Here is a 24675-nt window from a genome sequence, read left to right on the forward strand (position 1 = left end):
ATTGGATCTCTTATTGTTATTTCACATATTTTTGCAATAACGGATAACCGATTCCAAGTAACTTCGCATACAAACTTGGGGCAGCTCGTTTTAACCACCAAAATAACTTGGCATCTGGTTGTGGAATGGTATATAGCTCATTTGCATCTAGCCGATCCAAGGTTTTAATTGCGACTTGATCGCTATTAATAAAAGCATGATTCATCAGCAAATGATCTGCCAAACCAGAGTAACGTTGTGGTAAACGGCCATTTTTCATAATGTTGGTAGGCACCAGCGTTGGGCAAAGTACATTGACACGAATATTGGCACTGCGAAGTTCTGCGGACAGCGTTTCAGATAATGCCAAAACGCTCGATTTGGTGACGTTATATGCTGTCATTTCGGGTGCAGCAGTAAACCCTGCGGCAGAGGCGACATTAATAATCGCACCATAGCCTTGCTGTTTAAATTGTGGTACAAAATAATGGCATCCATGAATCACTCCCCATAAATTGACATGCATACACCATTGCCAATCTTCTAGGCTGACTTCATCAAACTTTCCACCCAAACCAACTCCTGCATTGTTAACAATGAGAGTGGTTGCATGCCCCATTAATTGCTCAGCGTGCTCCGCCAATGCTTTCACTTGCTCAGCATACCCCACATCACATTGCACAGCAAAAGCATCTATTTGATATTGTTTTTGAATCAAGCACACGGTTTCTTCAGCAGCATTGAGATCAATATCTGCACAAACCACTACCCCTCCGCGCCGAGCAAGCTCCAGCGCAAAACTCCGCCCAATACCACTCCCAGCACCTGTTACCACGGCGTAAGCATGCTTGCTTGGTTTACTTTTTTTATTAAAAATTGTCATTTTAAAATTCCCGCTTTGTTATGAGCGTAAACTAGGGGTAAATTCACGCGTAAAATAAGGTGTTAAAATGCCGTGTTCAGGGTTTAATAGCTTTTCTTTGTAATAGCTTAAATAAGCAGAAGTATCATGATCATTGGGATGAAAATCAGGACGTAAATAATCAAAAATATGCTGCATAGTACTGCCATAGACACCATCCTTTAGACCAAAAATTAGGCTAAAACTGTAAGGTAGTTCCTTCCAGTAGCTCCAACGAATTAAATTCTTCGGTTCTCGGTAGAATGGCACCATAAGTGAGGCAACTGAAATTAAAATAAGAATCGTGATGAGCGCAGGGAAAAAGCCTGCAATACGCAATGCATAATTATTGGATAAAGTTTGAAATACATCATAGGCAATGTCTTTATGCTCAGACTCTTCGAGCATATGCCACATCCAGATGGCACGCTGTTTTTCATCTCGAGAACGGAAGAAAATTTCCTCATGCTTCATCATGTATTCAGCCAATACAGCAGTGAAATGCTCAATACCTGCCATGAGCGATAGTTTCATGGGTTGTGGTAAACGGTTAAATCCATAGTCAAATACCCAACCCGCCCACGTACGAAACAACTGCACAGGATAATCCACTTTTAAAAATGCATCGTTTAACTCATTATGCATTTTAGAATGAATCGCCTCTTGACCAATCAAAGCCGTCACACGCTGTTTCAGCAGTGGATCTTTTACCAGTTCACGATGATAGCGTGCCGTATCTATCACCAAATCCTCTCCAAATGTTAGAAAAATGGAAAGTGATGCGAAATATGCACTCGCCAATTCTGCATTGAGATAAAATTTAGGATCAATTTCTTTCGGGTCAAAGCCAAACCGCATATGCCGAATCGGAATCATCGGGGACTGTTTCAAAGTATTAAAACGAGAACCAGAAAATACATGATTGAATGTATTTTTAAGTGGTGTAATGAATTGCATGATCATTCCTTATTTTTCTACTGTAAGTGCAATTTTGTGGTATTGCGCATACTGCTAAAGCATGTAGCTACAGTAAAAAATTAAGTGAGCCTATACGGCTTGCCACTAGCAATTCAGGTCATTTCATTTGCAATTTCTGCCTTTCCTCATGCTTGTCCGACAGTTTTCCGACAAAATTATCTGCATGGGACAAAATCATGCTTTGGGTGCCAAAAAAGGAATGCATTGTTCATAAGCATCGCAATTCTGGCCTTGTGTTTTTTTTATAAAATAATCTTGCACTATTTGTGCCTGCTGCTCGATTCCATAACTTAAAAATAGTTTTCCTTGCTGGATTACATAGTGGTAACGACGATCAAACAATGCCTTACGAACCACCGCAATGCCTTGTTGATACTGCCAAACATGTGTCATTTCATGAATAAACCATGACTGTAAAGCAACCGAACATTTTGAAAAGTCATGACAGTAATTTTGTACATGAAAATAGATATGCCCATTTGGACTGATGGCATGATTTTTGAGAACTGCCTTATGTGCAATAATTTGTACTTGATCCAACTGAATCGCGTCCGCGAAAATCCAGCGTACCAATGATTTTTCACCTTCGGTCAAAGGTCGTCGCGACAAAATGCCAAAGCTTCGAATATTCTGTATCAATGCTGATAAATATCGTGACATATCTTTAACCTTTTCAGTGAAATATCAATAACGGCTCAGGTACAATTATGAATAATTTTTCTAAATGCAAATAAGAATTTTTTTTGGATTTATACACTACATTTGTCTCAATTCGTATATAGTATCAACGCAAATTATTTATTCATTGTTTTGTCGTTGATTACACAGTACTGAACCGATAACGATAAAAAACTCAGCCATATGTGTACACATCCCTATAGCTTTAGGATTAAGTTGGAATGAAAAGTTTTAAAATTGCCATAGCACAATTCTCTCCGCATATTGGTAATATCGAAGCAAATGCTGAAAAAATGCAACAATTGGCAAACGAAGCCAAAGCGCAAAAATCAGATTTAATTATCTTCCCTGAATTATCAACTATTGGCTACCCTGCCGAAGACTTACTATTGCGCCCAAGCCTATCTAAACGCACACAACAAGCGTTTGAACAGCTTAGCCAAGTAAAAGATATTGTCATGGTCTTTGGTTTCGTTAATCAAACCGAAGATGGTCAACGCTATAACTCTGCCGCTGTCATGAAAGACGGTAAGATCCTAGGGATTTATAATAAGCAAAACTTGCCAAACTATGGTGTTTTTGATGAAAAACGTTATTTTAACGAAGGGCATCAGCATTTAGTATTTGAATACCTCGGGCATAAATTTGGCGTACTGATTTGTGAAGATATCTGGTCACTGAATACCGTACAGCAATTAGCTCAATTAAATGTTGAAACTGTGCTTGTACTCAATGCTTCGCCATATGAAGTAGGTAAGCCTCAGCACCGTATCAACACCATGCAAGAACTTGCAAAACAATTAAATATTCATTTGGTTTATGCTAACCAAGTCGGCGGTCAGGACGATTTAATTTTTGACGGCACCAGCTTTGTCATCAATAAAGACGGCGCAGTTGCTCTACAAGCACCGAGCTTTCAGCAAGCCCTGTTCTATTCAGACTATCTTGCTGAACAACAAAGCTACCAAGTGGCCGAAAGCACTCCAACTCTTGACACTATGGCCGAGATTTATCAAGCCTTGGTGATGTCAACGCGTGACTACGTTCAACGCTCAGGCTTCCCAGGTGTGATTCTGGGTCTTTCTGGTGGAATTGACTCAGCATTAACCCTTGCAATTGCTGTAGATGCAATTGGTGCTGACAAAGTGCAAGCCGTAATGATGCCTTATACTTATACTTCGCAAATCAGTGTAGAAGATGCAGCGGCACAAGCGAAGAATATGGGGATTACTTTTGGTATCGCGGAAATTAATCCAATCGTAAACAGCTTCATGCAGACACTTTATCCATTCTTTGGTAATGCCCCTGCTGATGCCACAGAAGAAAATCTACAAGCTCGTACACGCGGTACGCTGTTGATGGGCTTATCCAATAAATTTGGTAATCTGGTTCTTTCAACAGGCAATAAATCAGAACTTTCTGTTGGCTACTGCACGCTATATGGCGACATGGTCGGTGGCTTTGCTGTTCTGAAAGATGTGTATAAGACCATTGTGTTTGAATTGGCGAAATACCGTAACAGTATCTCTGAAACTCCTGTAATTCCAGAACGCGTGATTACTCGTCCGCCTTCAGCAGAACTCCGTCCAGACCAAACTGACCAAGACTCATTACCTGCTTATGACGTCCTCGATGCGATTCTATATGCCTACATCGAAGAAGACATGAGTCAAGATGACATTATTGCCAAAGGCTTTGATGCAGAGGTGGTGAAAAAAGTAATTCGCCTCGTCGACTTTAATGAATATAAACGTCGCCAAGGCTCTATTGGACCGCGCATTAGCTCGCGTGCCTTTAGCCGTGAACGTCGTTACCCAATCATCAATGGTTGGAAAGCTGGCGTATAATCGCGAATAGCAACATGGAAGCCCAAACTTTTGTTTGGGCCTTTTTATACGTTATATATTTTCTTATCTTTTTCACGCACAAAAAAAGAGACCAAGCTGAGAGCTTGGTCTATAAAAATGGTGGCTATGACGAGACTTGAACTTGTGACCCCCGCATTATGAGTGCGGTGCTCTAACCAACTGAGCTACATAGCCGTAAACTGTGTGCGCATTATCTAAATTTCATGTCTATGCGTCAAGCCTTTTTACGCCCAAATGCTCAGAGTTTATACAACCAATCTTTCTCAAGACAAAAATACCCCATAACTGTATATTTTTCATCATGTTATCTATTAAAAATGCCAAAAATCATAGACTGCATATTTTCCAGTCTCTATTTGTTTTCGATCAAAATTCTAATTTGTTGTTCTATCCTACTCAATTTCGGCACTCAAAAAATAAACTCCAAATCACTTCTTATATCAATTTATTTTTTGGATTTAGTTAGGACTAGACAACACTCATCTTAATGAAAATTATCCAAGAACTTTTTCGCGTTATTTCTTATAGTTCGACCATACTGCTTAGCAAGTCATTACGATAAATAACCGTGCAGTAAATAGCGTCATACTAAATTTTAGACAAAAAAAATCACGTTATAGGAACGTGATTTATAAAATGGTGGCTATGACGAGACTTGAACTTGTGACCCCCGCATTATGAGTGCGGTGCTCTAACCAACTGAGCTACATAGCCGTAAACTGTGCGCGCATTATGTTGTTTTATTTACAGTACGTCAAGTACCTAATACGCTTAATTGATCAAAATTTGGTGAAGTGAGCCGATAAGCCGGGTTCTGTCGTGAACGATCATTCCTCTAGGCGTACAATCACTCATACGCTCCAGCGACCTACCCGGATCCAGCATGGGCCATGCCTAAAGGATCCCTATTTGGTCTTGCTTCTGGTGGGGTTTACCATGCCATGAACTGTTACCAGTCATGCGGTGCGCTCTTACCGCACCCTTTCACCCTTACCTCCGATCTCAATTGCTTGAAACCATAATGAAGGCGGTCTACTCTCTGCTGCACTTTCCGTCGGCTCACGCCGCCCAGGCGTTACCTGGCACCTTGCCCGTTGAAGCCCGGACTTTCCTCCCCTGCTTTAGTCACGGAGACCTCCACAGCAGCGATCGTCTGGCTCACTTCGAGGCGCATCTTACCAAATTTAAAAACTAATTGCTTGTGCTTTTTTGAGCAATTAAACGTTGATACTTATCCAACAACTGTTCTTGCGTCTCCGCATGGTTTGGATCAAGTGGAATACAATCTACAGGACAAAAAAGCTGACACTGCGGTTGATCGTGATGTCCCACACATTCGGTACATAAATCTGGGTTAATTTCGTAAATCAATTCGCCCATAAAAATTGCTTCATTAGGACAAACAGGTTCACAAACATCACAATTGATGCATTCATCAGTTATATATAAAGACACTCTACCAACCTTGTTGATGCTTTTGCTCAAAAGCTTTGACCACCGCTTCAGGAACGAATTTGGTGACATCGCCTTTCAGACGAGCAATTTCACGAATTAACGTGGAAGAAATAAATGAATATTGTTCAGACGGTGTAAGAAACACAGCTTCAAAGCGTGAATCGAGTTGACGGTTCATATTTGCCAATTGAAACTCATATTCAAAGTCCGAAACTGCACGTAAACCGCGTAAAACGGCAGTGGCATTCTGTTCTCGGAAAAAGTTTACCAATAAACCATCAAATCCTACAAACTCTACATTAGGCAAATGACTCAGAGAAGCCTGCGCTAATGCTACGCGCTCTTCTAACTTGAACAATGGATTCTTATGATGCCCAATCGCGATTGCAACCACAACCTCATCAAACATTTTTGATGCACGCGTCACAAGGTCGACATGCCCATTGGTAATTGGATCAAATGTTCCTGGATAGATTACGCGAGTTTTAGACATCCATTTGTACTCTGATTTATTTTATTGGAATGTATTTTAACAAAATCTTGTTTTTTTGGTGAAGAAACTGCATAAATTTGAAAAATCTTCACTATTTGTGCCAAAACGACTCAGCAAATTCCCTTAAGAAAAATAAGGGTATGCCAATTTTGTTGCGTATTTGATTTAGATTAAATCTTTCCGATCTTATTTAAGAATTGTCAGTAGGTTCATGTTGGGGCACAATAGTCATAACTTTGGAAGTAACTGATTATGGCGAAAGCAACTGTAGTTAAAAAACATAATGGCGGTACGATTGCCCAAAATAAGCGTGCCCGTCATGATTATTTTATTGAAGAAAAATTTGAAGCGGGACTGTCTCTACAAGGCTGGGAAGTTAAATCATTGCGTGCTGGGCGTATGACCCTCACGGAAAGTTATATCCTGTTTAAAAATGGGGAAGCCTATTTATTTGGTGCACAGATTCAACCTTTGTTGTCAGCTTCTACACATGTAGTGCCTGAAGCTACTCGCACGCGTAAATTATTGTTAAATCGCAATGAAATTGCCAAGTTACTTGGTGCTGTGAATCAAAAAGGATTCTCTTGTGTACCTTTAGCCTGCTATTGGAAAGGCCCTCTAGTCAAGCTTGAGATTGCTTTGGTAAAAGGTAAACAATTACACGATAAACGTGCGACTGAAAAAGATCGTGACTGGCAGCGTGACAAAGCCCGCCTGTTCCACAAATAATAAAAAACCTCCGATTGGGAGGTTTTTTATTTTTTGGACTATCAATAATCTGCTTTTAGCTCGACCAAATATTTACCGAACTTGCGCGCTGTTTCCAAATCGCCTTCTGGTGGCGTCACTTCCACACTGGCATTATCAGACTGGGTCATTAATCCTAAAAAGCTCGACATACGGTTAATATCTTGTTGACTACGGCCAGTTGGCATAAACGGTAAACCTGCCCATAACATGCCGTGTTGCATAGCAAATAAGTTGATCTGTTGCAGAACAGCCAACTTATCGCCACTTAAGCCACCACCGTTGGTAAATCCTGCGGCCAACTTACCTTGCCAAGCACGGGCTAACCAACGCTTAGAGGAATCTTCCATAAACTGTTTCAGTGCAGAAGTCAGGCTTCCCATATATGTTGGGCAGCCCATAATAATAATATCGGCTTGATCTAAAAGCTCCCACTGGACTGCTGCCACAGAAATCAAATGCACATCTGCACCTGCCTGTTCTGCACCTTGCGCAATATATTGGGCTACCTTGGCCGTATGACCATAAGGACTATGATAAACCACACATACATGTACAGGAGCAGAAGAAACGAGATCAGTGACAGACATGGAAACTTTTAAAACCAAATAATTAAGTCAAGTTTAACACTTTTCGTTCGCCTGAGGCGAGTGCATAGCACAATGTAAAAATCGTTGCACCAATCACACGGTCATGCTTATTTTAAAAAAACAAAAGTTGCCATTCTTCCAGTTTTAGCATTACGACGATAAGAATAATATTCTTCAGTTTGTCTATAAGTACACTGGTCACCGCCTAAAATCTTGGTGATACCATGTTGCTGCAAAATATAACGTGCAATGGCATATAAATCAGCAAAGTATTTTCCCTGTTCTTTCGATGGTTCAAAGGCTGAGGCCAATGCAGGATATTTGCCACAGAAGATTTGTTTTACTTCAGCCCCTACTTCAAAGCAAGGTTGACTAATGGCCGCCCCTAACCATGCCCAAGCGGGAGGATGTTGCATCGCTGCAATGGTGTTTTCCACAATACCATTCGCCAGTCCACGCCAACCTGCATGTAGGTTGGCCACCTCAACCGCATCGGCATCCCCAAGGACAATAGGTAGACAATCCGCAGTCATCATCATTAAGGCATGCTGCTTCTGTTGGGTCACTAAACCATCGCCTTCTAGCGCTTCGAAACAGATATGTTCATTCACAGTGTGACAAATCGTGCTATGAGTCTGCGTCATCCAAGTTATTTTTTTCACGCCAAAAGCAGAGAACTCTTCGAGTAGCTGCATACGATGTTGCTGCACTCGATGGGCATTATCCTGAACATGTAAAGCCAAATTGAAACCATCTAGTTCTAGTTTATCCGATGCGAGAGTATGCTCATGTTGCACACGCGTTTGTCCGACAAAAACACCTTCTGGAAAGCCTTGAACAAATTGCATGTTAAATCCCTTCTTTAACTTAAATCATCTTTGCGTTATTCCCTATCAGGAACTTCGCAAAGATTACATTTTCAACGGCTGTTAATAAGCAGCATTTTCACTACGCAATACATCGACTAATGCTGCAAAATCTTCTGACCACGGCGCTTCAAACATCATGTCTTTACCCGTACGCGGGTGAACTAAACCCAATTGCACCGCATGTAATGCCTGACGTCTAAAACCACGTAAAGTATCATTCAATAATTCAGATGCCCCTGCTGGAACACGTACACGTGGCATATAGACTGGATCGCCAACCAAACCATAACCAATATATGCAAAATGCACACGAATTTGGTGCGTGCGTCCAGTCTCTAAGCGAGCTTGTACACGAGTAAAGTGCTGAAAACGTTCTTTTACATTGTAGTGCGTTACAGCATCTTTCCCACCTGGTAGAACGGTCATTTTAACGCGATCAACAGGATGACGTTTAATTGGCTCATCAATGGTGCCGCCAGCAATCATGTTGCCATATACGATTAAATCATAAACACGATAGACTGACTTATCTGCCAGTTGCTTGCTTAATGCGAACTGAGCTTCTAGGTTTTTCGCTACAACCAATAGGCCACTTGTGTCTTTATCAATACGGTGCACCAAACCTGCTCGTGACAGTTCAGCCGACTTTGGATAATGATAAAGTAAGGCATTCACCAAAGTCCCTGTGCTATTTCCAGCGCCAGGATGCACCACCATTCCAACAGGTTTGTTAATCACAATGATGTCATCATCTTCATAAACAATATTGAGTGGAATGTTTTCAGGCTGACTGGTGGTTTGTGCTTCTAGCTCAACATCTAGAGTCAGTTGCTCAAATCCTTCACATTTGTACTTTGGCTTAACAATGTTACCATTTACCAACAAATGCCCATCCTTCAGCCACTGCTTAAGTTTTTCGCGTGAAAAATCGCTCCAAACATTCGCTGCAACCTGATCAATACGTTGACCGATATAGCTTTCATCCAATTGAAATTGCAACGATAAACGTGTTGCAGTTGCATCAGAAGTATGGTTATCTGCTTCGTCTGTATCTTCAAGTAAATTGAAATCAGTTTCTGCAAAATTTGTATTAGTAGATTGTGCTTGGGTCATTTGATCATTCAAACAAAAGTGGTTTAATAGCGCAATTGTAGCTCATTGCCCGTATTAACAGAGGAATTTTTATGTCGCTACCACGTTATAAAATTACAATGCTCGCTCTTTCTTTAGGCATTGCATCTGCAATGGTGGGCTGTAGCAGTAATCCAAAAAAAGAAGTGGTGGATACAGGCCCACAATTAAGTGAGCAAGTGTATATACAAAAAGCTGAGAAAGCGCTAGATAATGGTCAATATACTGATGCAGCCAAGTACCTAGAAGCGATTGATACTTACTACCCAACGGGTGATTATGCACAGCAAGCCCAGCTTGAGTTGTTGTACACGAAATTCCAGCAAAAAGATTATGAAGGCACGATTAGCCTTGCAGAGCGTTTTATTCGCTTAAACCCGCAGCATCCAAATGTAGATTATGCTTATTATGTTCGCGGTGTAGCGAATATGGAACAAAACTATGATGGTTTAATGCGCTATACATCATTAAAACAGTCACATCGTGATACCAGTTATTTAAAACTGGCTTACCAAAACTTTGTCGATTTCATTCGTCGCTATCCATCAAGCACATATGCAGTAGATGCAGCACAACGTATGAAATATATTGGCAATGAGTTGGCTGAAAGTGAAATGAACGTAGCGCGCTTTAATATTAAGCGTAAAGCATGGCTCGCTGCTGTAGAGCGTTCGCAATGGGTGATTGAACATTACCCTCAAACCCCTCAAATTCCAGAAGCATTGGCAACAGTTGCCTATGGTTATGAACAATTGGGGGACAAAGCCACAGCACAACAGTATATCGACGTTCTAAAATTGAACTATCCAAATCTGGTGAAATCTGATGGCAGCGTAAATTTACGTGCTGCACGTAAAGAAGGCAGTTGGCTCAACCGTGCAACTTTAGGCGTCTTTGGTCGTGAAGAACAAAGCACTGTTGAAACACCAAAAACTGCGGCACCTGCTGAGCAACGCAGCTTGACTAACCGTATGACGTTTGGTTTGCTTGATCGTCCTGCAACTTCGACAGAAACACCCGCATCGAGCACTTCTGCTGAATAAAAACCACAACACATCGTGCAATTTGATCAAGGGCAAGTTATCATACTTGCCCTTTTATATTTTGTGTATCACTTGATCGGACTGATCAAACCATATACAAATAAATAGTTTTCTTTTGCAAAAGTTAGGTTCAAGCAAATCTGGCTTTGCATTTTCATTTTGCTGCATATATCACGATAACGACTATGGCCATTCCTCAGCACACGATAGATCAAATTCTCGATCGAACTGATATTGTCGATTTAATTGGTCAACGCGTGAAACTTAAGAAAACGGGACGCACATACTCAGGTTGCTGCCCGTTTCATCAGGAAAAGTCGCCCTCTTTCCATGTCTATCGTGATAAACAGTATTATCACTGCTTTGGCTGTCAGGCCAATGGTAATGCTATTCGCTTTTTAATGGACATCGACAATCGTAACTTTGTCGATGTAATGAAAGACCTGTCCAGTCAAACAGGTATTGAATTACCCAAAGACAATCAAGACTCCAAACGTCTGTCTTATAAACGCGAAGCGAAAACGGTTACAGAGCCACCAAAAACAACACCTATTATCCCTGTTCAATCGCCCCCTACAACTGAGCTGCAAATTGATCACGATCCTTTTGAAGAATTTCGTAATGTCGATGATCCTTTTGCCCAGTTTGAAGCATTCCAAACATTCAATGAAGCCCCAGCACAAGAGGGTAATCTATACGACTTGCTCGAAAATGTAGCGCAGTTTTACGAACGACAGTTACCACAGAGTCAAAGCGCACAACAATACTTTAGACACCGTGGCTTAGGCTTAGAAACCATTCAATTCTGGCGTTTAGGCTATGCGCCAGAAGATTGGCAACATCTGGAAAAGGCCTTTCCGCAAGACGTTCAAGGTTTAAAATTATTGGGCTTAATCCGTACCAGTGACAAAGGACGAGATTTCGACTTGCTACGTGATCGGGTGATTTTCCCAATTCGCGATGCCAAAGGTCGTGTGGTCGGCTTTGGTGGTCGTGCCTTGAATGATGAAATTAAACCGAAATATATTAACTCGCCAGATTCCGAAGTTTTCCATAAGAACCAGTTACTGTATGGACTTTATGAAGGTCGTAAGCAAAAAGCCCAAGACTGGCTGATGGTTGAAGGCTACATGGATGTCATCGCGCTACAACAAAATGGCATTTGTGGCGCAGTTGCAACATTGGGAACTGCAAGTAATACAGAGCACTTAAATATTCTATTCAAACAGAATAATCGGATCACCATTGCCTTTGATGGTGATGCCGCAGGTCAAAAAGCGGCACGACGTACCTTAGAAATTGCCTTGCCTTTATTAAATGATGGTCGCGAACTGAAGTTTTTTGTACTGCCTAATGATCATGATCCAGACTCGCTAATTCGTCGAGAAGGCTTAGAAAATTTCCAACGCTTATTACAGCAAGCCCCATTACTATCCGATTTTGTATTTGCACATTTAACCCAAAATCAAGATATCAGCAGCCCCGAAGGTAAAAGTCTTGTGATGGCTGAACTGCGTCAATTGACTGAACTATTGCCGAAAACGGGTTCTTTTCGTTATCTTTTAAACCAATCCTTTAAAGAAAAATTGGGGTTTGGTAAGCGTTGGACACCTCAACTCAGTAATGATGCTTCTTTATCATTTAATATTCGGACCAAAGATGAAGATTTTGCGATTGCGATTTTGATGCACCATCCGTTTTTATATATTCATTTTGAAACTTTACGAGCCTTTGTTCCAAGCCATGAATTACTCTCGCATATCCTCAACATTCTCAATCGAATTTTTGATAACTTGCCTGATGACCAAGAGCTAGCAACCTATTATGTATTGGGTGCTTGTAGTACTTTCAGTTTAGAAATTGCTGATATTATGCGACGTACCAATATTGAAGTGCTCACCCATGCACCAGAAATGGCGGATAAACTGGCAACCGAATACGCGTTGGGATTACAAGAAAAATATTTACGGCAGAAATTAAAAGACCCGAATTCATTGCTTGAGTCACGTAATTTACGTCAACAATTGAACGAACTAACCAAGAAAATTGGGCTGCGTCTATTATCTTAAGTCTATCAAACCATATTTATTTTTTTGCTTTACGTCGATGTGCTGCAACGTTGGCTAAACTTTGCTGTAATTGTTCAAAATAAGCAGGATCTTCTGCTTTGGCTGCATCACGCAACACAATAGAGGTTGGATGTAGCAATTTCTGCGTTAGACGATGAGCAAAATCTTGCATAATTTGCGCGGCATTTTCGCCTTTTTGTAAGCGCGCTAACGCTAATTGTAATTCTTCTTGTTGTAATTCATGCCCATGTTGACGATATTGATGAATAGTTTCGCCCGCTTCATTGACTCGTTCATGGGTAATTAGCTCAATGGCTAATTGATTCACCATCACTTCCGCTTCAACTGCTGCCTGACGGCGCTGCGCAAGATTTTCATCAATCACGGACTGTAAATCATCAACTCCATAAAGATAGACCCCATCCAAAGATTCGACTTTAGGCTCTATATCACGCGGTACAGCAAGATCAACCAAAAGCATTTGCTGATAACGGCGCTTCTTCAAGGCACGCTTTACATCTTGATAAGAAATAACCTGATGCAAGCTTCCAGTACAGCTTGAAATCACATCCGCACGATGTAGATTCTCAGCTAAATCGGCAAACTCAAGAATTTCGACTTCGACCTGATGGGCAATTTCTTGAGCTAACAATTCGGCACGTTCACGGGTGCGGTTACAAATCAGTACTTTGCCAACCCCCATTTCCGCCAAATGTTTTGCAACCAAGCTATTCATTTCACCTGCCGCCACAATCAGCACGGTCATTTTTTCAGGTTGGCTAAAAACTTGTAAGGCTAGCTGCGCAACGGCATACCCCATTGAAACAGCATGACTTCCCACCGCAGTTTCTGAACGAACGCGTTTTGCCGCATAAAAAGCATATTCGAAAATTCGATTTAAATTACCTGAAACTGTATGCGCATCTTTGGCTAAAGACAGTGCAGATTTCACCTGCCCTAAAATTTGCGGTTCACCGAGCATCAAAGAATCTAGCCCACTAGCTACGCGCATTAAATGCGTCACTGCTTGCGCATCTTCATAACGGTAAACATGATTGACCAGTTGCTTTACATCTAGATCATTTGCTTGGGCGAGCCAATTGAGTACCATATCTGCATTTTCAGATATGGCATAAACCTCAGTGCGGTTACACGTCGACACGACCACCAAATCATTTAATTCAGTGTTGTGACTTTGCTGAGCAAGCAATACACTAAGCTTTTCAGCATTAAATGCGATTTGCTCACGCAACGCTACTGACGCGGTTTGATGGTTGACCCCCAATGCAAAGAAAGACATATCAAATCATCAATTCACTAAATTTATGCTATTGTGCAACATCGGTGTCATAAAAAGCATTACTTGGATCAAGAAAAAATTGCGTCAAACAAACAGCCGTATAAACGGCACGACGGTAAAACAGTATTCTACCACATTCTTACTGCTTGGTAGCATGGCTTCTGGTACTCATGTAAGAGCATCAGAGGTTGTTTATCATGCAAATTCAAATAATAATGCCATAAAACAAAGCATGATTGCCGAATTTGCTTTGGCTTATCACGATATTCCAACGGCTCTGCATAACTACACTGTTCTGGCCATTCGTAGCAATTCTACTCTAGTGAAACAACGCGCACTCAATATTGCTTTGGAACAAGATGACTTAAAAGCAGCTCTCGATATTGCGACACACTGGGTGGTACAAGAACCCGAAGATGTGCCTGCACTATTTTATTTATCGCATATCGCCTTAAAAGCACATGAATACGAGCTGGCAGCAGAAACGCTCGATAAAATATTAATGATTGATCCGAATGCGGATTTAGAGCAAATTTTGGCGGGTATTTCACCTGAATCACAAACTGACCGTGAAGTCCTGCTCAAGACCTTGTCCACAAGTAAAGAAAAGGACAATCCATCCATTTTGGTACTGATCGCTGGTTTAGAAGCGCAAAATGGTCAATTTGATCATGCATTAATTACCATTAACCGTGCTTTACGCAAGCGCCCGAAAGTCACAGGCTTTATTCTCATGAAAGCCAACTTGCTGACTGTATTGGGTGATGAGCAAGAAACCTTGAAATGGTATGATAAATCTAGCCGTAAACATCGTGACAATTTAGAAGTTCGACTTGCAGAAGCCAAATACTTAATTAAATTAAATCAGTCCGAGACTGCGCTTAAAAAGCTCGAAAGCATCTTAAAAAAATGGCCCAAGCAAGAAGAGGCTCTCTTTTTAGCAGGTCTGACCAGTATTGACTTAAAACAATATGAAGATGCAGAAAAATTTTTGGTCGAACTAAGATATTCAGCTCAATATCAAAATGATGCCTACTACTATTTGGCTGTCAATGCTGAACGCAAGCAGCACTTTGAAACAGCCAAAGCTTACTACCGCTTGGTCGATGGTAACCTCTATCCTGTGTCTAGACGCAGTATGATTAATATTTTTGCACAGCAAAACAAGCTACAAGATGCCTTGCGCTTTTTAACTCAAGAACGAGTGAATTATCCGCAACATGCCAGTTTCCTCTATCAGGCGCAAGCCGATATTTTAAAACGCATGAACAATAGTAAGGCGGCCCGTCGTTTATTAGATGAAGCCATCAAAAATCTGCCAGACGATCCTGACTTGATTTATGCAGAAGTATTATTACTCGATCCATTTCAAGACCGTGTTAAGTTAGAACAACTCCTCAATCGCTTATTGGAAATTGAACCGAATAGCCCAACCTATTTAAATGCCTACGCCTATACACTTGCTTTACAAAATCGACGTTTAGACGATGCACGGCATTATGTTGAACTCGCACTAGAATACACCCCAGATCAGGCATCTATTTTAGATACATTAGGCTATATCACCTATTTACAGAATGACTTTGAGACTTCGGCACAAGTGCTTGGACGGGCTTACACCCTAAGCAATAGCATTTCAATAGGTGTTCGATACGCTAAGGCACTATATATGCAAGGAAAAATTACCGAATTTAGTACTGTGTTACAACAATTAAAACAAAAACATCCAAATGATCCTCAATTGGAACAACTGAGTTCGTTACTGTTACCTCAACAAATGAAAAAGAGCTAATTAATTTTGATGCGTGTATTTTCAAAAGTCGGTCTGACCGTATTTGCCAGCAGTGTTTTATTTCTAACAGGTTGTCAGCAATTTACCAAACCGCAAATTCCTGCTGAAGGCCCAAATGCTGCTGAACAGAATCATTTTAATTTACAAGGTAAAATAGGTGTTCGTACCCCACAACAATCGGGTAGCGCCTTTTTTACATGGCAGCAACAACAGCAAGAATTTGATATCGAACTCAGTGGTATTCTTGGTGTCGGTAAAACTCAAATTACTGGAAAACCCGGTGCTGTAAGCCTCAATAGTACTAAAACAGGTTTAATTCAAGCCGCTACGCCAGAAGAATTGCTAGAACAGGCAACAGGTTGGCAAGCGCCTATTACTCATTTAATTGATTGGGTACAGGCTCGACCAGCAACACTGCAAGCACAAATTAGTAAAGATGCAGCGAATCGTCCGCAACAAATTATTGAAGATGGCTGGAAAGTCGATCTTAGTTATAACGATACTGCTCAACTACCAAATAAATTGGTTCTGAAACAAGAACTTGAATCTGGTAAAGAAAATCGTATTACAATGCTTATCCAAAACCGTTAATTCTGGCTAGCTATGATTCGCGTACCTTCTCCTGCAAAACTCAATCTGTTTTTACACATCACTGGACGTCGTGAAAATGGATATCACGAGCTGCAAACTATTTTTCAGCTTATAGACTTATGCGATTGGTTGGAATTTGAACCTACTCAACAAAATGACATTCAGATCGAAGGCTTAAATACCGTCGATCTAGAACAGAATTTAATTTACAAAGCCACACAAATGTTAAAGCCTTTAGCAAAGCATATCACTGGCTTAAAAATAAACATTGAGAAAAATATTCCGATGGGTGCAGGACTCGGTGGCGGATCATCTAATGCTGCGACGACCCTCATTGTTGTGAACCAACTCTGGCAATGTGGATTAAACACTGAACAATTGGCAGAGTTGGGTGTGAAACTTGGTGCAGATGTTCCTATTTTTGTACATGGGCAAAATGCATGGGCAGAAGGCATTGGTGAACACTTAACATTCATCAACTTAGATCAAAAACAGTACATAGTGCTAAAACCTGATTGTTTTATCAGCACTCAACTGCTTTTTTCACAAAAAACGTTGACAAGAAACTCGAAGCCATCTAAATTTTGCGCCTATCAGATAAAGCCATCTGACTTTGGAAATAACTTTGAACCTTTGGCAAGAAGTCTATATCCTGAAGTCAATGAAGCGATGCAATATTTAGATCAGTTCGGTGTTGCAAAACTTACAGGTACAGGTGCTTGTGTTTTTACTGAAGTAACTGCTGAAATGCATGTCAATGAAATTCTTAAACATGCACCTTGTAAATCTTACTTGGTGAATAGTTTAAATGAATCTCCATTACGTCATTTTGAAGTTCAATAGGGGCGTCGCCAAGTGGTAAGGCAGCGGGTTTTGATCTCGCCATCCGTTGGTTCGAATCCAGCCGCCCCTGCCAATTTCACCTGTAGATGTATGTATTAGGGGCGTCGCCAAGTGGTAAGGCAGCGGGTTTTGATCTCGCCATCCGTTGGTTCGAATCCAGCCGCCCCTGCCATATACACACATCAAATTTAGGGGCGTCGCCAAGTGGTAAGGCAGCGGGTTTTGATCTCGCCATCCGTTGGTTCGAATCCAGCCGCCCCTGCCAATTTCAAGTTTAAAAGACAGAACAGCACTTTGCATCTTCTTGTTAATTTACCTTGACATGAACACGCAAAAATATTAAAGTTCTGCCGCATTAGGGGCGTCGCCAAGTGGTAAGGCAGCGGGTTTTGATCTCGCCATCCGTTGGTTCGAATCCAGCCGCCCCTGCCATCTAATTTCAAACACACCAACCGCCAAGGGTGCTTCATGCCCAATCTTGTCGTTTTTAGTGGAACTGCTCATCCACAATTCGCTCAAAAAGTCGTAAGCCATTTGCACATTCCTTTAGGTGCTGCTTCAGTTTCTACCTTCTCTGATGGTGAGATTGCTGTTGAAATCACTGAAAATGTTCGTGGTAAAGACGTATTTATCGTACAACCTACTTGTGCACCAACTAATGATAACCTCATGGAAATCTTAGTGATGGCAGATGCCTTACGTCGTGCAAGTGCTGGTCGTATAACGGCTGTCATTCCTTACTTCGGTTATGCACGTCAAGACCGTCGTCCTCGTTCATCGCGTGTTCCAATCACTGCAAAAGTTGTCGCAGATATGCTGACCACTGTAGGGATTGACCGTGTTGTAATGATCGACTTGCATGCAGACCAAATCCAAGGTTTCTTCGATATCCCTGTAGACAACATTTACGGTACTCCTGCATTACTTGCAGACTTACGCCAACAGTCTCATGACAACCTTATGGTTGTTTCTCCAGACGTTGGTGGTGTAGTTCGTGCTCGTGCTGTTGCAAAACAAATGGGCGATATTGATCTTGCGATTATCGATAAACGTCGTCAAAAAGCGAATGAATCACAAGTGATGCATTTGATTGGTGATGTAAAAGGTCGTGACTGTGTCATCGTTGATGACATGGTAGATACAGCAGGCACTTTATGTAAAGCTGCTGATGCGCTTAAAACATTTGGTGCTCGTCGTGTTGTTGCCTATGCTACTCACCCTGTACTTTCAGGCAAAGCTATTGAGAATTTGAAAAACTCTGTCATCGATGAACTCGTTGTTACAGATACAATTCCGCTTTCTGAAGAAGCACAACAGCTTGGTAAGATTCGCCAAGTTTCAGTTGCCAGCATGGTTGCTGAAACAATTCGTCGTATTAACAACGAAGAATCTATTAGCGCAATGTTCGATAGTTATCTATAATACAGCGCTGAAATTCCAAAGCCCTGCCCAGTGCAGGGCTTTGTCTCACTAGATCGGTCGCAGATCTAGTTTATTTAAACTTAAATTAAGGATGTCTATCATGGCAAACTTCGTATTCAATGCACAAGCACGTGAAGCAGCTAACCAAGGGAAAGGTGCGAGCCGCCGCCTTCGTCATGCTGCGCAAGTTCCAGCTATCATCTACGGTGGTAACGCTGAACCTGTAGCTGTTACTTTAGAACTTCGTGAGCTTGTTAAAGCTTTAGAAAACAATGCGTTCTTTGAAGAAGTTGTTGAAATCAAAGTTGGCGACAAAGTTGAAAACGTTAAAATCCAAGCGTTACAACGTCACCCAGCTAAAAACACACCTATGCACGCTGACTTCAAACGCGCATAAGTGTTAATGGTGTAAATTAGTGGCTAATATATCGCTAATTGTTGGTTTGGGTAATCCTGGAAAGGAATATGCCCAAACCCGCCATAATGCAGGCTTCTGGTTTGTAGAACGCATTGCAGAAAAATATGGCATTACATTAAAAGCCGACCCTAAATTCTTTGGAATAAGTGGTCGTGGTAATATCGAAGGTCAAGACGTTCGTCTGCTTTTACCTACAACCTTTATGAACCTCTCAGGCAAAAGTGTTGTTCCCTTCTGCAAATTTTATCAAGTTGCGCCTGAAGCAATGTTAATTGCCCATGATGAACTTGATATGAACCCTGGTGTTATTCGCCTTAAAACGGGCGGTGGTCATGGTGGTCATAATGGACTGCGTGACATTGTTCCACATCTTGGTCCAAATTTTCACCGTTTGCGTATTGGTATTGGTCATCCTGGTTCTAAAGAACGTGTCTCTGGACATGTGCTTAGCAAAGCGCCAAGCAGTGAACAAGGTTTAATGGATGACGCCATCGACCATGCACTATCACGGCTCAAGTTACTCGTGAATGGTGATATCCAACAAGCAATGAATCAAATCAATGCTTATAAACCCAACTGAATTTATTTGAATTGTTGAACAATCTTTCTTGCCATGCTGTTCATTTCAGAGCAAAATGCGTTTTTTGCCCATTACTGAACCAGTAAGAAGCAGATTAATTCAAACAAAAGATAACGGTCTTAGGTCCACTCAGGAGACGCTCACCATGCTATCTCGTTTACTTAAATGCAAAATTCACCGCGCTGTAGTTACCCATGCTGAACTTCATTACGAAGGTTCATGTGCAATTGATGGTGTGTTAATGGATTTGGCGGGTATTCGCGAATACGAAGAAATCCATGTTTGGAACGTAACTAATGGTAAACGTTTCGCGACTTATGCGATTCGTGGTGAAGACAATTCAGGCATTATTTCTGTGAATGGTGGTGCTGCTCACCAAGCGGATGTTGGTGATCTTGTGATCATTGCAACTTTCGGCGCCTTTACCGAAGCTGAAGCCAATGCACACAAACCACGTTTGGTCTATGCTAACCCAGACAACACAGTCAACCACACTGCAAACTGTATTCCTGTACAAGTGGCTTAAGATATAGAAAAAAGCTCGCATAATGCGGGCTTTTTTATTGCTGTAAAATTACCAAGTTCTCTCCCCCTTCCTTCAATTAATTGTCTTAGCAGTTTCACTGCAAACCTTCTCAGAAATAATGATGACGCTAAGGTTAGATGAAATATCACATTTTATATAAACCGGACTATAATAGAGCCACATCGCTTCAGGGCGGGGTGTAATTCCCCACCGGTGGTAATTTCAGCACAATATTTAAGGTACTGATTTAGCCCACGAGCATGTAGCCTTAAAACTGCATGCAGATTTGGTTCAATGCCAAAGCCGACGGTATAGTCCGGATGAAAGAAGACGACGTCATCAACACCCTTCTTATTGCCTAAAGAACAGTAAGATGGTTTTGCTACGAGCCTATTTTCACATGTCCTGAAATGTTCAACCGTATTTTCAACTTACGCGAGCGTTTCAATGTCTAGTTTAATTCAACCCCAAATTTTCTTTTCAGCCCTTCCTCCAGCTGAACAACGTATCCAGCAAGCTTTAGCTGATATTCGCCAAGGTAAACCTGTTTTGGTAATGGATGATTTTGATCGTGAAAATGAAGCTGATTTAATCATTGCAACAGAAACATTAACCGTTGAAACCATGGCACGAATGATTCGTGATGGTTCTGGTATTGTTTGTCTTTGCATCAGCAACGAACTCGCAGACCATTTAGAACTACCACCTATGGTGAGTGATAACTCTAGCCAATTTAAAACGGCCTTTACCGTGACTATTGAGGCTGCTCAAGGGGTAACAACTGGGGTTTCAGCGCAAGACCGTGTAACCACTATTCAAGCGGCTACCCGTACAGGTGCAGTTGCCAGCGATTTAAACCGTCCAGGTCATGTGTTCCCATTACGCGCGCGTGATGGAGGTGTACTTAGCCGTCGTGGGCATACTGAAGGTACAATTGACCTTGCCCGTTTGGCAGGACTTAAACCTTCTGGTGTTTTATGTGAATTGACCAATCCAGATGGTAGTATGGCTTCTGGTATTCAAGTTTTGGCGTATGCAGAAACACACCAGCTTACTGTTATTACTATTGAAGAACTAGTGCAATATCGCTTAGCTCATCACGTATAAATTGCCGAGTCCCAGTCTTCATGCTGGGACTTTTTGCCTGCTGATTCAAAATCGTGTTCAAAACAATGTGGCATAAATACCATAAAGCGCAACAACTATTAAAATTACACCGCAACAAGCCAACAAATGCTGATACATCTTAGAGCGTGAAAAGCGATTAAACATTAAATACACACAAGAGAGTGTCGCAAAATCAAGTGCAATCCAACTCACGGTCAGAATACCCAGACTCAAATTCAAATTTGGCGTAATCTGTACAAATTGAGGGAAGAAAGAAGCAAAGAAAATAATATCTTTAGGATTTGAAATGGCCACAAGGAAACCCTGCTTAAATCCACCATTTGCAACATTGCCCGAAGCACTCTCTGTGCCAACGTCGCCCTGCCAAACTTCTCTTAAAATCTGGACACCCAAATAAACAATATACAGGCAGCCTAAAACCTTAACGACATTAAACCATTGCTCACTAATCGTGAGAAAACCTTTTAGAATCGCAATCGAAGCAGCAATCAGCACCAGAGAAGCCAAATTAGTACCAAAAATGGTCTGTAAAGCCCTACGGTAGCCCCCTTTTAAACCTGCACTGGCGACCAATAGCATGACTGGACCAGGTGTAGCGATCATAATCACAACGGCAAAACAATATAAAAAGTATTCAATATAATTCACAAGTCATTACTTTCTTTTATACACATTAAAATAAAGTGCGCGTTTTAATCTTCTTCGTCACCACGTAATAAGCTATGACTAATTCCATCAGCACGTAAAAATGCCAGATCATAACTTGCTGTTGCCAATGCCAATACACGACGTTCAAATTCTTGCCACAAGCCTTTCACTTGCTGTTCAGCAATACCTAAACCACTTTCTGGAGTGAAATTTTTGTTTTTTTCACAAATTTTCAAGGCGTGATATAACTTACGTCCTTTTGAAGCTTCTGGTCGTAAACGTACACGTTTGGACAAAACAAAGCCTTCCACGTGGCGTAAATCTGCCAAAGGCAACATAGGAACTAAAATCTGATCGAGTTGGGCATCTAATCGAACCCAAACTGCATTTTGCTGCGCTGCTGAATATGTATTCCACTTAATCACTTCATGATTAAAACGACGACATCCCCGACAAACTGCATCGCCAAAGACCGTAGAACAACGCCCTGCACATGGCGTGAGTGAAGCGATCCGACGATCATTACTCAAAATAAACTCCTAAAATCAGCAAGATACTATCGTAAAAATGATATTCAAAGTTTTTAACATCTATTAAAAACCGCTCAAGCATAATACCTTTTCTAAGCGTATTAAAAAACCATAATTCTTAATGGGTTTTCTCGCTTATTCTCACAAATCGCGCTAAAATACGCGCCTTAAATTTTATCCTTCGTTTATATTTGGAGTACTCCATGAACGCTACTGTAGAACAGCTTGCACCTGTAGAACAGCAAGCGACCTCTGGTTGGGTGGTTGCCGCACTTTATCAATTCAAAGAAGTTCAAGATTCTGCTGATTTACAACAGCGTCTTTTAGACTTGGTAAATTCTATCAACCTCTGTGGTACTCTCATTGTTGCAGACGAAGGAATTAACGGTACCGTTGCAGGTGACCGTGCGGCAATTGATGCTGTTCATCAATTTCTTTTAAATGAAGGCTTCAACGCAATGGAATATAAAGAGTCGACCAGCTCTGAAAAGCCATTCCGTAAAATGAAAATCAAACTCAAAAAAGAAATTGTCACTCTGGGCGTAGAAGTTAAGCCCCGTGATTTAGTTGGTCACTACCTAGATCCTAAAGAATGGAACGAACTGATCGCACGTAATGACGTGATTTTAATCGATACTCGTAATGATTACGAATATAAAGCGGGTACTTTTAAAGGTGCGATTGATCCTCAAACTGAAACTTTCCGCGAGTTCCCAGAATATGTAAAGAAAAACCTTGAACAGCATAAAGACAAGAAAATTGCGATGTTCTGTACAGGCGGTATTCGTTGTGAAAAATCTACTTCTTTGCTTTTACAAGAAGGCTTTGAAGAGGTATATCACCTGAAAGGTGGTATTTTAAAATATTTGGAAGAAACCCCAGCTGAAGAAAGTATGTGGGAAGGCGAATGTTTTGTATTTGACGGTCGTACAGCGGTGACTCACGGCGTTGAAGAAGGTCAAAATATTAAATGTCATGCATGTGGTTGGCCTTTATTACCGACTGAGGTTGAAGAGCCAAGTTATGAACATGGCGTATCTTGCAAATATTGCGTAGATAAAACCACGGATAAGCAGAAAGACGGTTTCCGTATGCGTCAATCTCAAATTGCAGCGGCAAAACGTAAACGCCTTTAATTTAAAAAATAAGGTCATCTTATTGATGACCTTATTTTTTTCAGTTTAACCCAAATTTAACTGCAGTAACCTAATTAACCCGAATCCTGCTTAAGCCGATATTTCCATAATACGAATCATCGGTTTATTTTGATGACATATTTGATAAGCACATAAAGATGCATAAATACCAGCTAAATAGCCTGCAACATTTCTAGCTCTAGATGTCACTAGATTGTACGTCCCTTTCAGCAAACTGAATAAAGTTTCTATTTTATTGCGTTGTTTTAGATGGTATTCATCTGCTTTTAATAACTGTATAGATTTCATGTTCTTTCGGTGATAAGTAATTAAATCAACACCTTGTACTCTTAATCTACTCTTTAATTCTTGACTAATATAGCCACGATCAGCATACAATTTTGCAGTCATTCCTTTGACTAGTTGTTCCACCATTTTGATATCTGCTGTATGTCCATTGGATAAAACCGTATTTACTATTCCACCTGATTGATTCATCAACAAATGCAGCTTACAGCCAAAGAACCATCCCATTGAGCTTTTACCTCGTGTTGCAATCGTAGACAGGGCTTTATGCCGTTGTATTCTCTGGTTTTTACAGACAGGTAATATGGTTGAATCAATCCATAAATAATTGCTTTGCTGATCTTTCATCAAAGCAAAATGTAGGGCATGTAAAGCCAGTTGATGTGTATTCATCAGATGAATCATGCGTTGATAACATGGTAGATGTTTAAATAGATGGCTATTGTTATATTTTAACGCTGTGAAGAATGCTTTGAAATTATTGAAATGAGAGCACTTATACCAAATTGCAATAAAGGTAATTTCAGAAATACTGAGCTGAGCAGGGCGAACTCTTGAGCATCGAAGGTTCTGCTTTAAGAAATTCCAATAGATTGATTCAAATTTTAGAAAGAAATCATCAATTATGCAGAATAATTCGGTACTATTGAACAT

25 protein-coding genes, 6 tRNA genes, 1 other RNA gene and 1 riboswitch are annotated in these 24675 nt (G+C 41.0%); of the genes, 17 read left to right on the forward strand and 15 right to left on the reverse strand.

The genetic code is table 11. From position 1 onward, the window contains the following. Positions 1-16: 16 nt before the first annotated feature. The 3 genes from C3F34_RS02285 to C3F34_RS02295 all read right to left on the reverse strand — a co-directional run bounded on the left by C3F34_RS02285 (position 17) and on the right by C3F34_RS02295 (position 2518). Positions 17-862, reverse strand: a complete 846-nt coding sequence (locus C3F34_RS02285; RefSeq protein WP_104441002.1) for an SDR family NAD(P)-dependent oxidoreductase — start codon at positions 860-862, stop codon at positions 17-19. An 18-nt stretch (positions 863-880) separates the two neighbouring features. Continuing rightward, complete coding sequence (locus C3F34_RS02290; protein WP_104441003.1) at positions 881-1837, reverse strand: metal-dependent hydrolase; 957 nt, start codon at positions 1835-1837, stop codon at positions 881-883. 195 nt (positions 1838-2032) lie between these two features. After that, a complete protein-coding gene (locus tag C3F34_RS02295) occupies positions 2033-2518 on the reverse strand; it encodes a type IV secretion protein Rhs (RefSeq protein ID WP_104441004.1) in 486 nt (161 codons plus the stop codon). A 239-nt stretch (positions 2519-2757) separates the two neighbouring features. Between C3F34_RS02295 and C3F34_RS02300 the strand changes: the two genes are divergently transcribed. Then, positions 2758-4383, forward strand: coding sequence for an NAD+ synthase (locus tag C3F34_RS02300; RefSeq protein WP_044740225.1), 1626 nt, complete (start codon positions 2758-2760; stop codon positions 4381-4383). Positions 4384-4501: 118 nt separating this feature from the next. Here the strand turns inward: C3F34_RS02300 and C3F34_RS02305 are convergent. The 5 genes from C3F34_RS02305 to coaD form a co-directional block, all read right to left on the reverse strand. After that, a tRNA-Met gene (locus C3F34_RS02305) sits at positions 4502-4578 on the reverse strand. A 463-nt stretch (positions 4579-5041) separates the two neighbouring features. Further along, positions 5042-5118, reverse strand: a tRNA-Met gene (locus tag C3F34_RS02310). 73 nt (positions 5119-5191) lie between these two features. After that, positions 5192-5569, reverse strand: an RNA gene (rnpB, locus tag C3F34_RS02315) — RNase P RNA component class A. 26 nt (positions 5570-5595) lie between these two features. Next, positions 5596-5859, reverse strand: coding sequence for a YfhL family 4Fe-4S dicluster ferredoxin (locus C3F34_RS02320; RefSeq protein WP_016165811.1), 264 nt, complete (start codon positions 5857-5859; stop codon positions 5596-5598). Between the two features lies 1 nt (position 5860). Beyond that, entirely contained in the window at positions 5861-6352 is a 492-nt protein-coding gene (gene coaD / locus C3F34_RS02325; protein ID WP_016165810.1) for a pantetheine-phosphate adenylyltransferase, read from the reverse strand. A 252-nt stretch (positions 6353-6604) separates the two neighbouring features. Here coaD and smpB point away from each other — a divergent pair, with 252 nt between their 5' ends. Beyond that, the gene (gene smpB, locus C3F34_RS02330) at positions 6605-7081 is read left to right on the forward strand and encodes an SsrA-binding protein SmpB (RefSeq protein WP_016165809.1); all 477 of its coding nucleotides are present in this window, start codon (positions 6605-6607) and stop codon (positions 7079-7081) included. A 41-nt stretch (positions 7082-7122) separates the two neighbouring features. On the opposite strand, the gene C3F34_RS02335 is transcribed toward smpB, so the two are convergent. The 3 genes from C3F34_RS02335 to rluD form a co-directional block, all read right to left on the reverse strand. Beyond that, complete coding sequence (locus C3F34_RS02335; RefSeq protein WP_044741216.1) at positions 7123-7689, reverse strand: flavodoxin family protein; 567 nt, start codon at positions 7687-7689, stop codon at positions 7123-7125. A gap of 107 nt (positions 7690-7796) precedes the next feature. Then, a complete protein-coding gene (gene pgeF, locus C3F34_RS02340; RefSeq protein ID WP_104441005.1) occupies positions 7797-8537 on the reverse strand; it encodes a peptidoglycan editing factor PgeF in 741 nt (246 codons plus the stop codon). A gap of 81 nt (positions 8538-8618) precedes the next feature. Next, a complete protein-coding gene (gene rluD / locus C3F34_RS02345) occupies positions 8619-9671 on the reverse strand; it encodes a 23S rRNA pseudouridine(1911/1915/1917) synthase RluD (RefSeq protein WP_104441006.1) in 1053 nt (350 codons plus the stop codon). A gap of 71 nt (positions 9672-9742) precedes the next feature. Between rluD and C3F34_RS02350 the strand changes: the two genes are divergently transcribed. Then, entirely contained in the window at positions 9743-10732 is a 990-nt protein-coding gene (locus tag C3F34_RS02350) for an outer membrane protein assembly factor BamD (protein ID WP_104441007.1), read from the forward strand. 185 nt (positions 10733-10917) lie between these two features. After that, the gene (locus C3F34_RS02355) at positions 10918-12801 is read left to right on the forward strand and encodes a DNA primase (protein WP_104441008.1); all 1884 of its coding nucleotides are present in this window, start codon (positions 10918-10920) and stop codon (positions 12799-12801) included. A gap of 16 nt (positions 12802-12817) precedes the next feature. On the opposite strand, the gene hemA is transcribed toward C3F34_RS02355, so the two are convergent. After that, positions 12818-14101, reverse strand: coding sequence for a glutamyl-tRNA reductase (gene hemA / locus C3F34_RS02360; protein ID WP_104441009.1), 1284 nt, complete (start codon positions 14099-14101; stop codon positions 12818-12820). A 79-nt stretch (positions 14102-14180) separates the two neighbouring features. On the opposite strand from hemA, the gene C3F34_RS02365 reads away from it, so the two are divergent. The 12 genes from C3F34_RS02365 to ribB all read left to right on the forward strand — a co-directional run bounded on the left by C3F34_RS02365 (position 14181) and on the right by ribB (position 21380). Continuing rightward, on the forward strand, positions 14181-15893 hold the full coding sequence (locus C3F34_RS02365) for a tetratricopeptide repeat protein (RefSeq protein WP_213064794.1): 1713 nt from the start codon (positions 14181-14183) through the stop codon (positions 15891-15893). 9 nt (positions 15894-15902) lie between these two features. Further along, complete coding sequence (gene lolB, locus C3F34_RS02370; protein ID WP_104441011.1) at positions 15903-16484, forward strand: lipoprotein insertase outer membrane protein LolB; 582 nt, start codon at positions 15903-15905, stop codon at positions 16482-16484. Positions 16485-16496: 12 nt separating this feature from the next. Beyond that, positions 16497-17327, forward strand: a complete 831-nt coding sequence (ispE, locus tag C3F34_RS02375; protein ID WP_104441012.1) for a 4-(cytidine 5'-diphospho)-2-C-methyl-D-erythritol kinase — start codon at positions 16497-16499, stop codon at positions 17325-17327. Continuing rightward, positions 17326-17400, forward strand: a tRNA-Gln gene (locus tag C3F34_RS02380). Before ispE ends, C3F34_RS02380 begins: the two co-directional genes overlap by 2 nt. Positions 17401-17424: 24 nt before the next feature. After that, a tRNA-Gln gene (locus C3F34_RS02385) sits at positions 17425-17499 on the forward strand. A gap of 18 nt (positions 17500-17517) precedes the next feature. After that, positions 17518-17592, forward strand: a tRNA-Gln gene (locus C3F34_RS02390). Between the two features lie 92 nt (positions 17593-17684). After that, positions 17685-17759, forward strand: a tRNA-Gln gene (locus tag C3F34_RS02395). Between the two features lie 36 nt (positions 17760-17795). Continuing rightward, positions 17796-18749, forward strand: coding sequence for a ribose-phosphate pyrophosphokinase (locus tag C3F34_RS02400; RefSeq protein WP_016165799.1), 954 nt, complete (start codon positions 17796-17798; stop codon positions 18747-18749). A gap of 100 nt (positions 18750-18849) precedes the next feature. Continuing rightward, complete coding sequence (gene rplY / locus C3F34_RS02405) at positions 18850-19146, forward strand: 50S ribosomal protein L25 (protein WP_016165798.1); 297 nt, start codon at positions 18850-18852, stop codon at positions 19144-19146. A gap of 19 nt (positions 19147-19165) precedes the next feature. Next, positions 19166-19747 (forward strand): aminoacyl-tRNA hydrolase, encoded by a 582-nt coding sequence (gene pth, locus C3F34_RS02410; protein ID WP_016165797.1) that lies wholly within the window; start codon positions 19166-19168, stop codon positions 19745-19747. Positions 19748-19892: 145 nt separating this feature from the next. Next, positions 19893-20273, forward strand: coding sequence for an aspartate 1-decarboxylase (gene panD, locus C3F34_RS02415; RefSeq protein WP_016165796.1), 381 nt, complete (start codon positions 19893-19895; stop codon positions 20271-20273). Between the two features lie 180 nt (positions 20274-20453). Then, positions 20454-20609, forward strand: a riboswitch (FMN riboswitch). A gap of 111 nt (positions 20610-20720) precedes the next feature. After that, entirely contained in the window at positions 20721-21380 is a 660-nt protein-coding gene (gene ribB, locus C3F34_RS02420) for a 3,4-dihydroxy-2-butanone-4-phosphate synthase (protein WP_016165795.1), read from the forward strand. Positions 21381-21437: 57 nt separating this feature from the next. On the opposite strand, the gene C3F34_RS02425 is transcribed toward ribB, so the two are convergent. Beyond that, positions 21438-22049, reverse strand: coding sequence for a LysE family translocator (locus C3F34_RS02425; protein ID WP_044741221.1), 612 nt, complete (start codon positions 22047-22049; stop codon positions 21438-21440). Positions 22050-22093: 44 nt separating this feature from the next. Beyond that, complete coding sequence (locus C3F34_RS02430; protein ID WP_104441013.1) at positions 22094-22579, reverse strand: DUF1289 domain-containing protein; 486 nt, start codon at positions 22577-22579, stop codon at positions 22094-22096. Between the two features lie 203 nt (positions 22580-22782). On the opposite strand from C3F34_RS02430, the gene C3F34_RS02435 reads away from it, so the two are divergent. Further along, the gene (locus C3F34_RS02435; protein ID WP_104441014.1) at positions 22783-23715 is read left to right on the forward strand and encodes a rhodanese-related sulfurtransferase; all 933 of its coding nucleotides are present in this window, start codon (positions 22783-22785) and stop codon (positions 23713-23715) included. Between the two features lie 90 nt (positions 23716-23805). Here C3F34_RS02435 and C3F34_RS02440 read toward each other — a convergent pair whose 3' ends face one another. Then, on the reverse strand, positions 23806-24675 hold the full coding sequence (locus C3F34_RS02440; RefSeq protein ID WP_104441015.1) for an IS982 family transposase: 870 nt from the start codon (positions 24673-24675) through the stop codon (positions 23806-23808).

Origin of the sequence: Acinetobacter sp. ACNIH2, from assembly GCF_002934965.1 — a bacterium.
In the GTDB taxonomy this organism is placed as follows: domain Bacteria; phylum Pseudomonadota; class Gammaproteobacteria; order Pseudomonadales; family Moraxellaceae; genus Acinetobacter; species Acinetobacter tandoii.

Excerpts from the sequence above, each read along its gene's own strand:
- coaD (WP_016165810.1), bottom strand. The coding sequence starts at position 6,352 with ATGTCTAAAACTCGCGTAATCTATCCAGGAACATTTGATCCAATTACC.
- rluD (WP_104441006.1), bottom strand. The coding sequence starts at position 9,671 with ATGACCCAAGCACAATCTACTAATACAAATTTTGCAGAAACTGATTTC.
- C3F34_RS02295 (WP_104441004.1), bottom strand. The coding sequence starts at position 2,518 with ATGTCACGATATTTATCAGCATTGATACAGAATATTCGAAGCTTTGGC.
- C3F34_RS02335 (WP_044741216.1), bottom strand. The coding sequence starts at position 7,689 with ATGTCTGTCACTGATCTCGTTTCTTCTGCTCCTGTACATGTATGTGTG.
- C3F34_RS02355 (WP_104441008.1), top strand. The coding sequence starts at position 10,918 with ATGGCCATTCCTCAGCACACGATAGATCAAATTCTCGATCGAACTGAT.
- C3F34_RS02290 (WP_104441003.1), bottom strand. The coding sequence starts at position 1,837 with ATGCAATTCATTACACCACTTAAAAATACATTCAATCATGTATTTTCT.
- C3F34_RS02440 (WP_104441015.1), bottom strand. The coding sequence starts at position 24,675 with ATGTTCAATAGTACCGAATTATTCTGCATAATTGATGATTTCTTTCTA.
- ispE (WP_104441012.1), top strand. The coding sequence starts at position 16,497 with ATGATTCGCGTACCTTCTCCTGCAAAACTCAATCTGTTTTTACACATC.
- pgeF (WP_104441005.1), bottom strand. The coding sequence starts at position 8,537 with ATGCAATTTGTTCAAGGCTTTCCAGAAGGTGTTTTTGTCGGACAAACG.
- C3F34_RS02400 (WP_016165799.1), top strand. The coding sequence starts at position 17,796 with ATGCCCAATCTTGTCGTTTTTAGTGGAACTGCTCATCCACAATTCGCT.
- C3F34_RS02350 (WP_104441007.1), top strand. The coding sequence starts at position 9,743 with ATGTCGCTACCACGTTATAAAATTACAATGCTCGCTCTTTCTTTAGGC.
- C3F34_RS02300 (WP_044740225.1), top strand. The coding sequence starts at position 2,758 with ATGAAAAGTTTTAAAATTGCCATAGCACAATTCTCTCCGCATATTGGT.
- panD (WP_016165796.1), top strand. The coding sequence starts at position 19,893 with ATGCTATCTCGTTTACTTAAATGCAAAATTCACCGCGCTGTAGTTACC.
- smpB (WP_016165809.1), top strand. The coding sequence starts at position 6,605 with ATGGCGAAAGCAACTGTAGTTAAAAAACATAATGGCGGTACGATTGCC.
- C3F34_RS02435 (WP_104441014.1), top strand. The coding sequence starts at position 22,783 with ATGAACGCTACTGTAGAACAGCTTGCACCTGTAGAACAGCAAGCGACC.
- ribB (WP_016165795.1), top strand. The coding sequence starts at position 20,721 with ATGTCTAGTTTAATTCAACCCCAAATTTTCTTTTCAGCCCTTCCTCCA.
- lolB (WP_104441011.1), top strand. The coding sequence starts at position 15,903 with ATGCGTGTATTTTCAAAAGTCGGTCTGACCGTATTTGCCAGCAGTGTT.
- C3F34_RS02285 (WP_104441002.1), bottom strand. The coding sequence starts at position 862 with ATGACAATTTTTAATAAAAAAAGTAAACCAAGCAAGCATGCTTACGCC.
- hemA (WP_104441009.1), bottom strand. The coding sequence starts at position 14,101 with ATGTCTTTCTTTGCATTGGGGGTCAACCATCAAACCGCGTCAGTAGCG.
- rplY (WP_016165798.1), top strand. The coding sequence starts at position 18,850 with ATGGCAAACTTCGTATTCAATGCACAAGCACGTGAAGCAGCTAACCAA.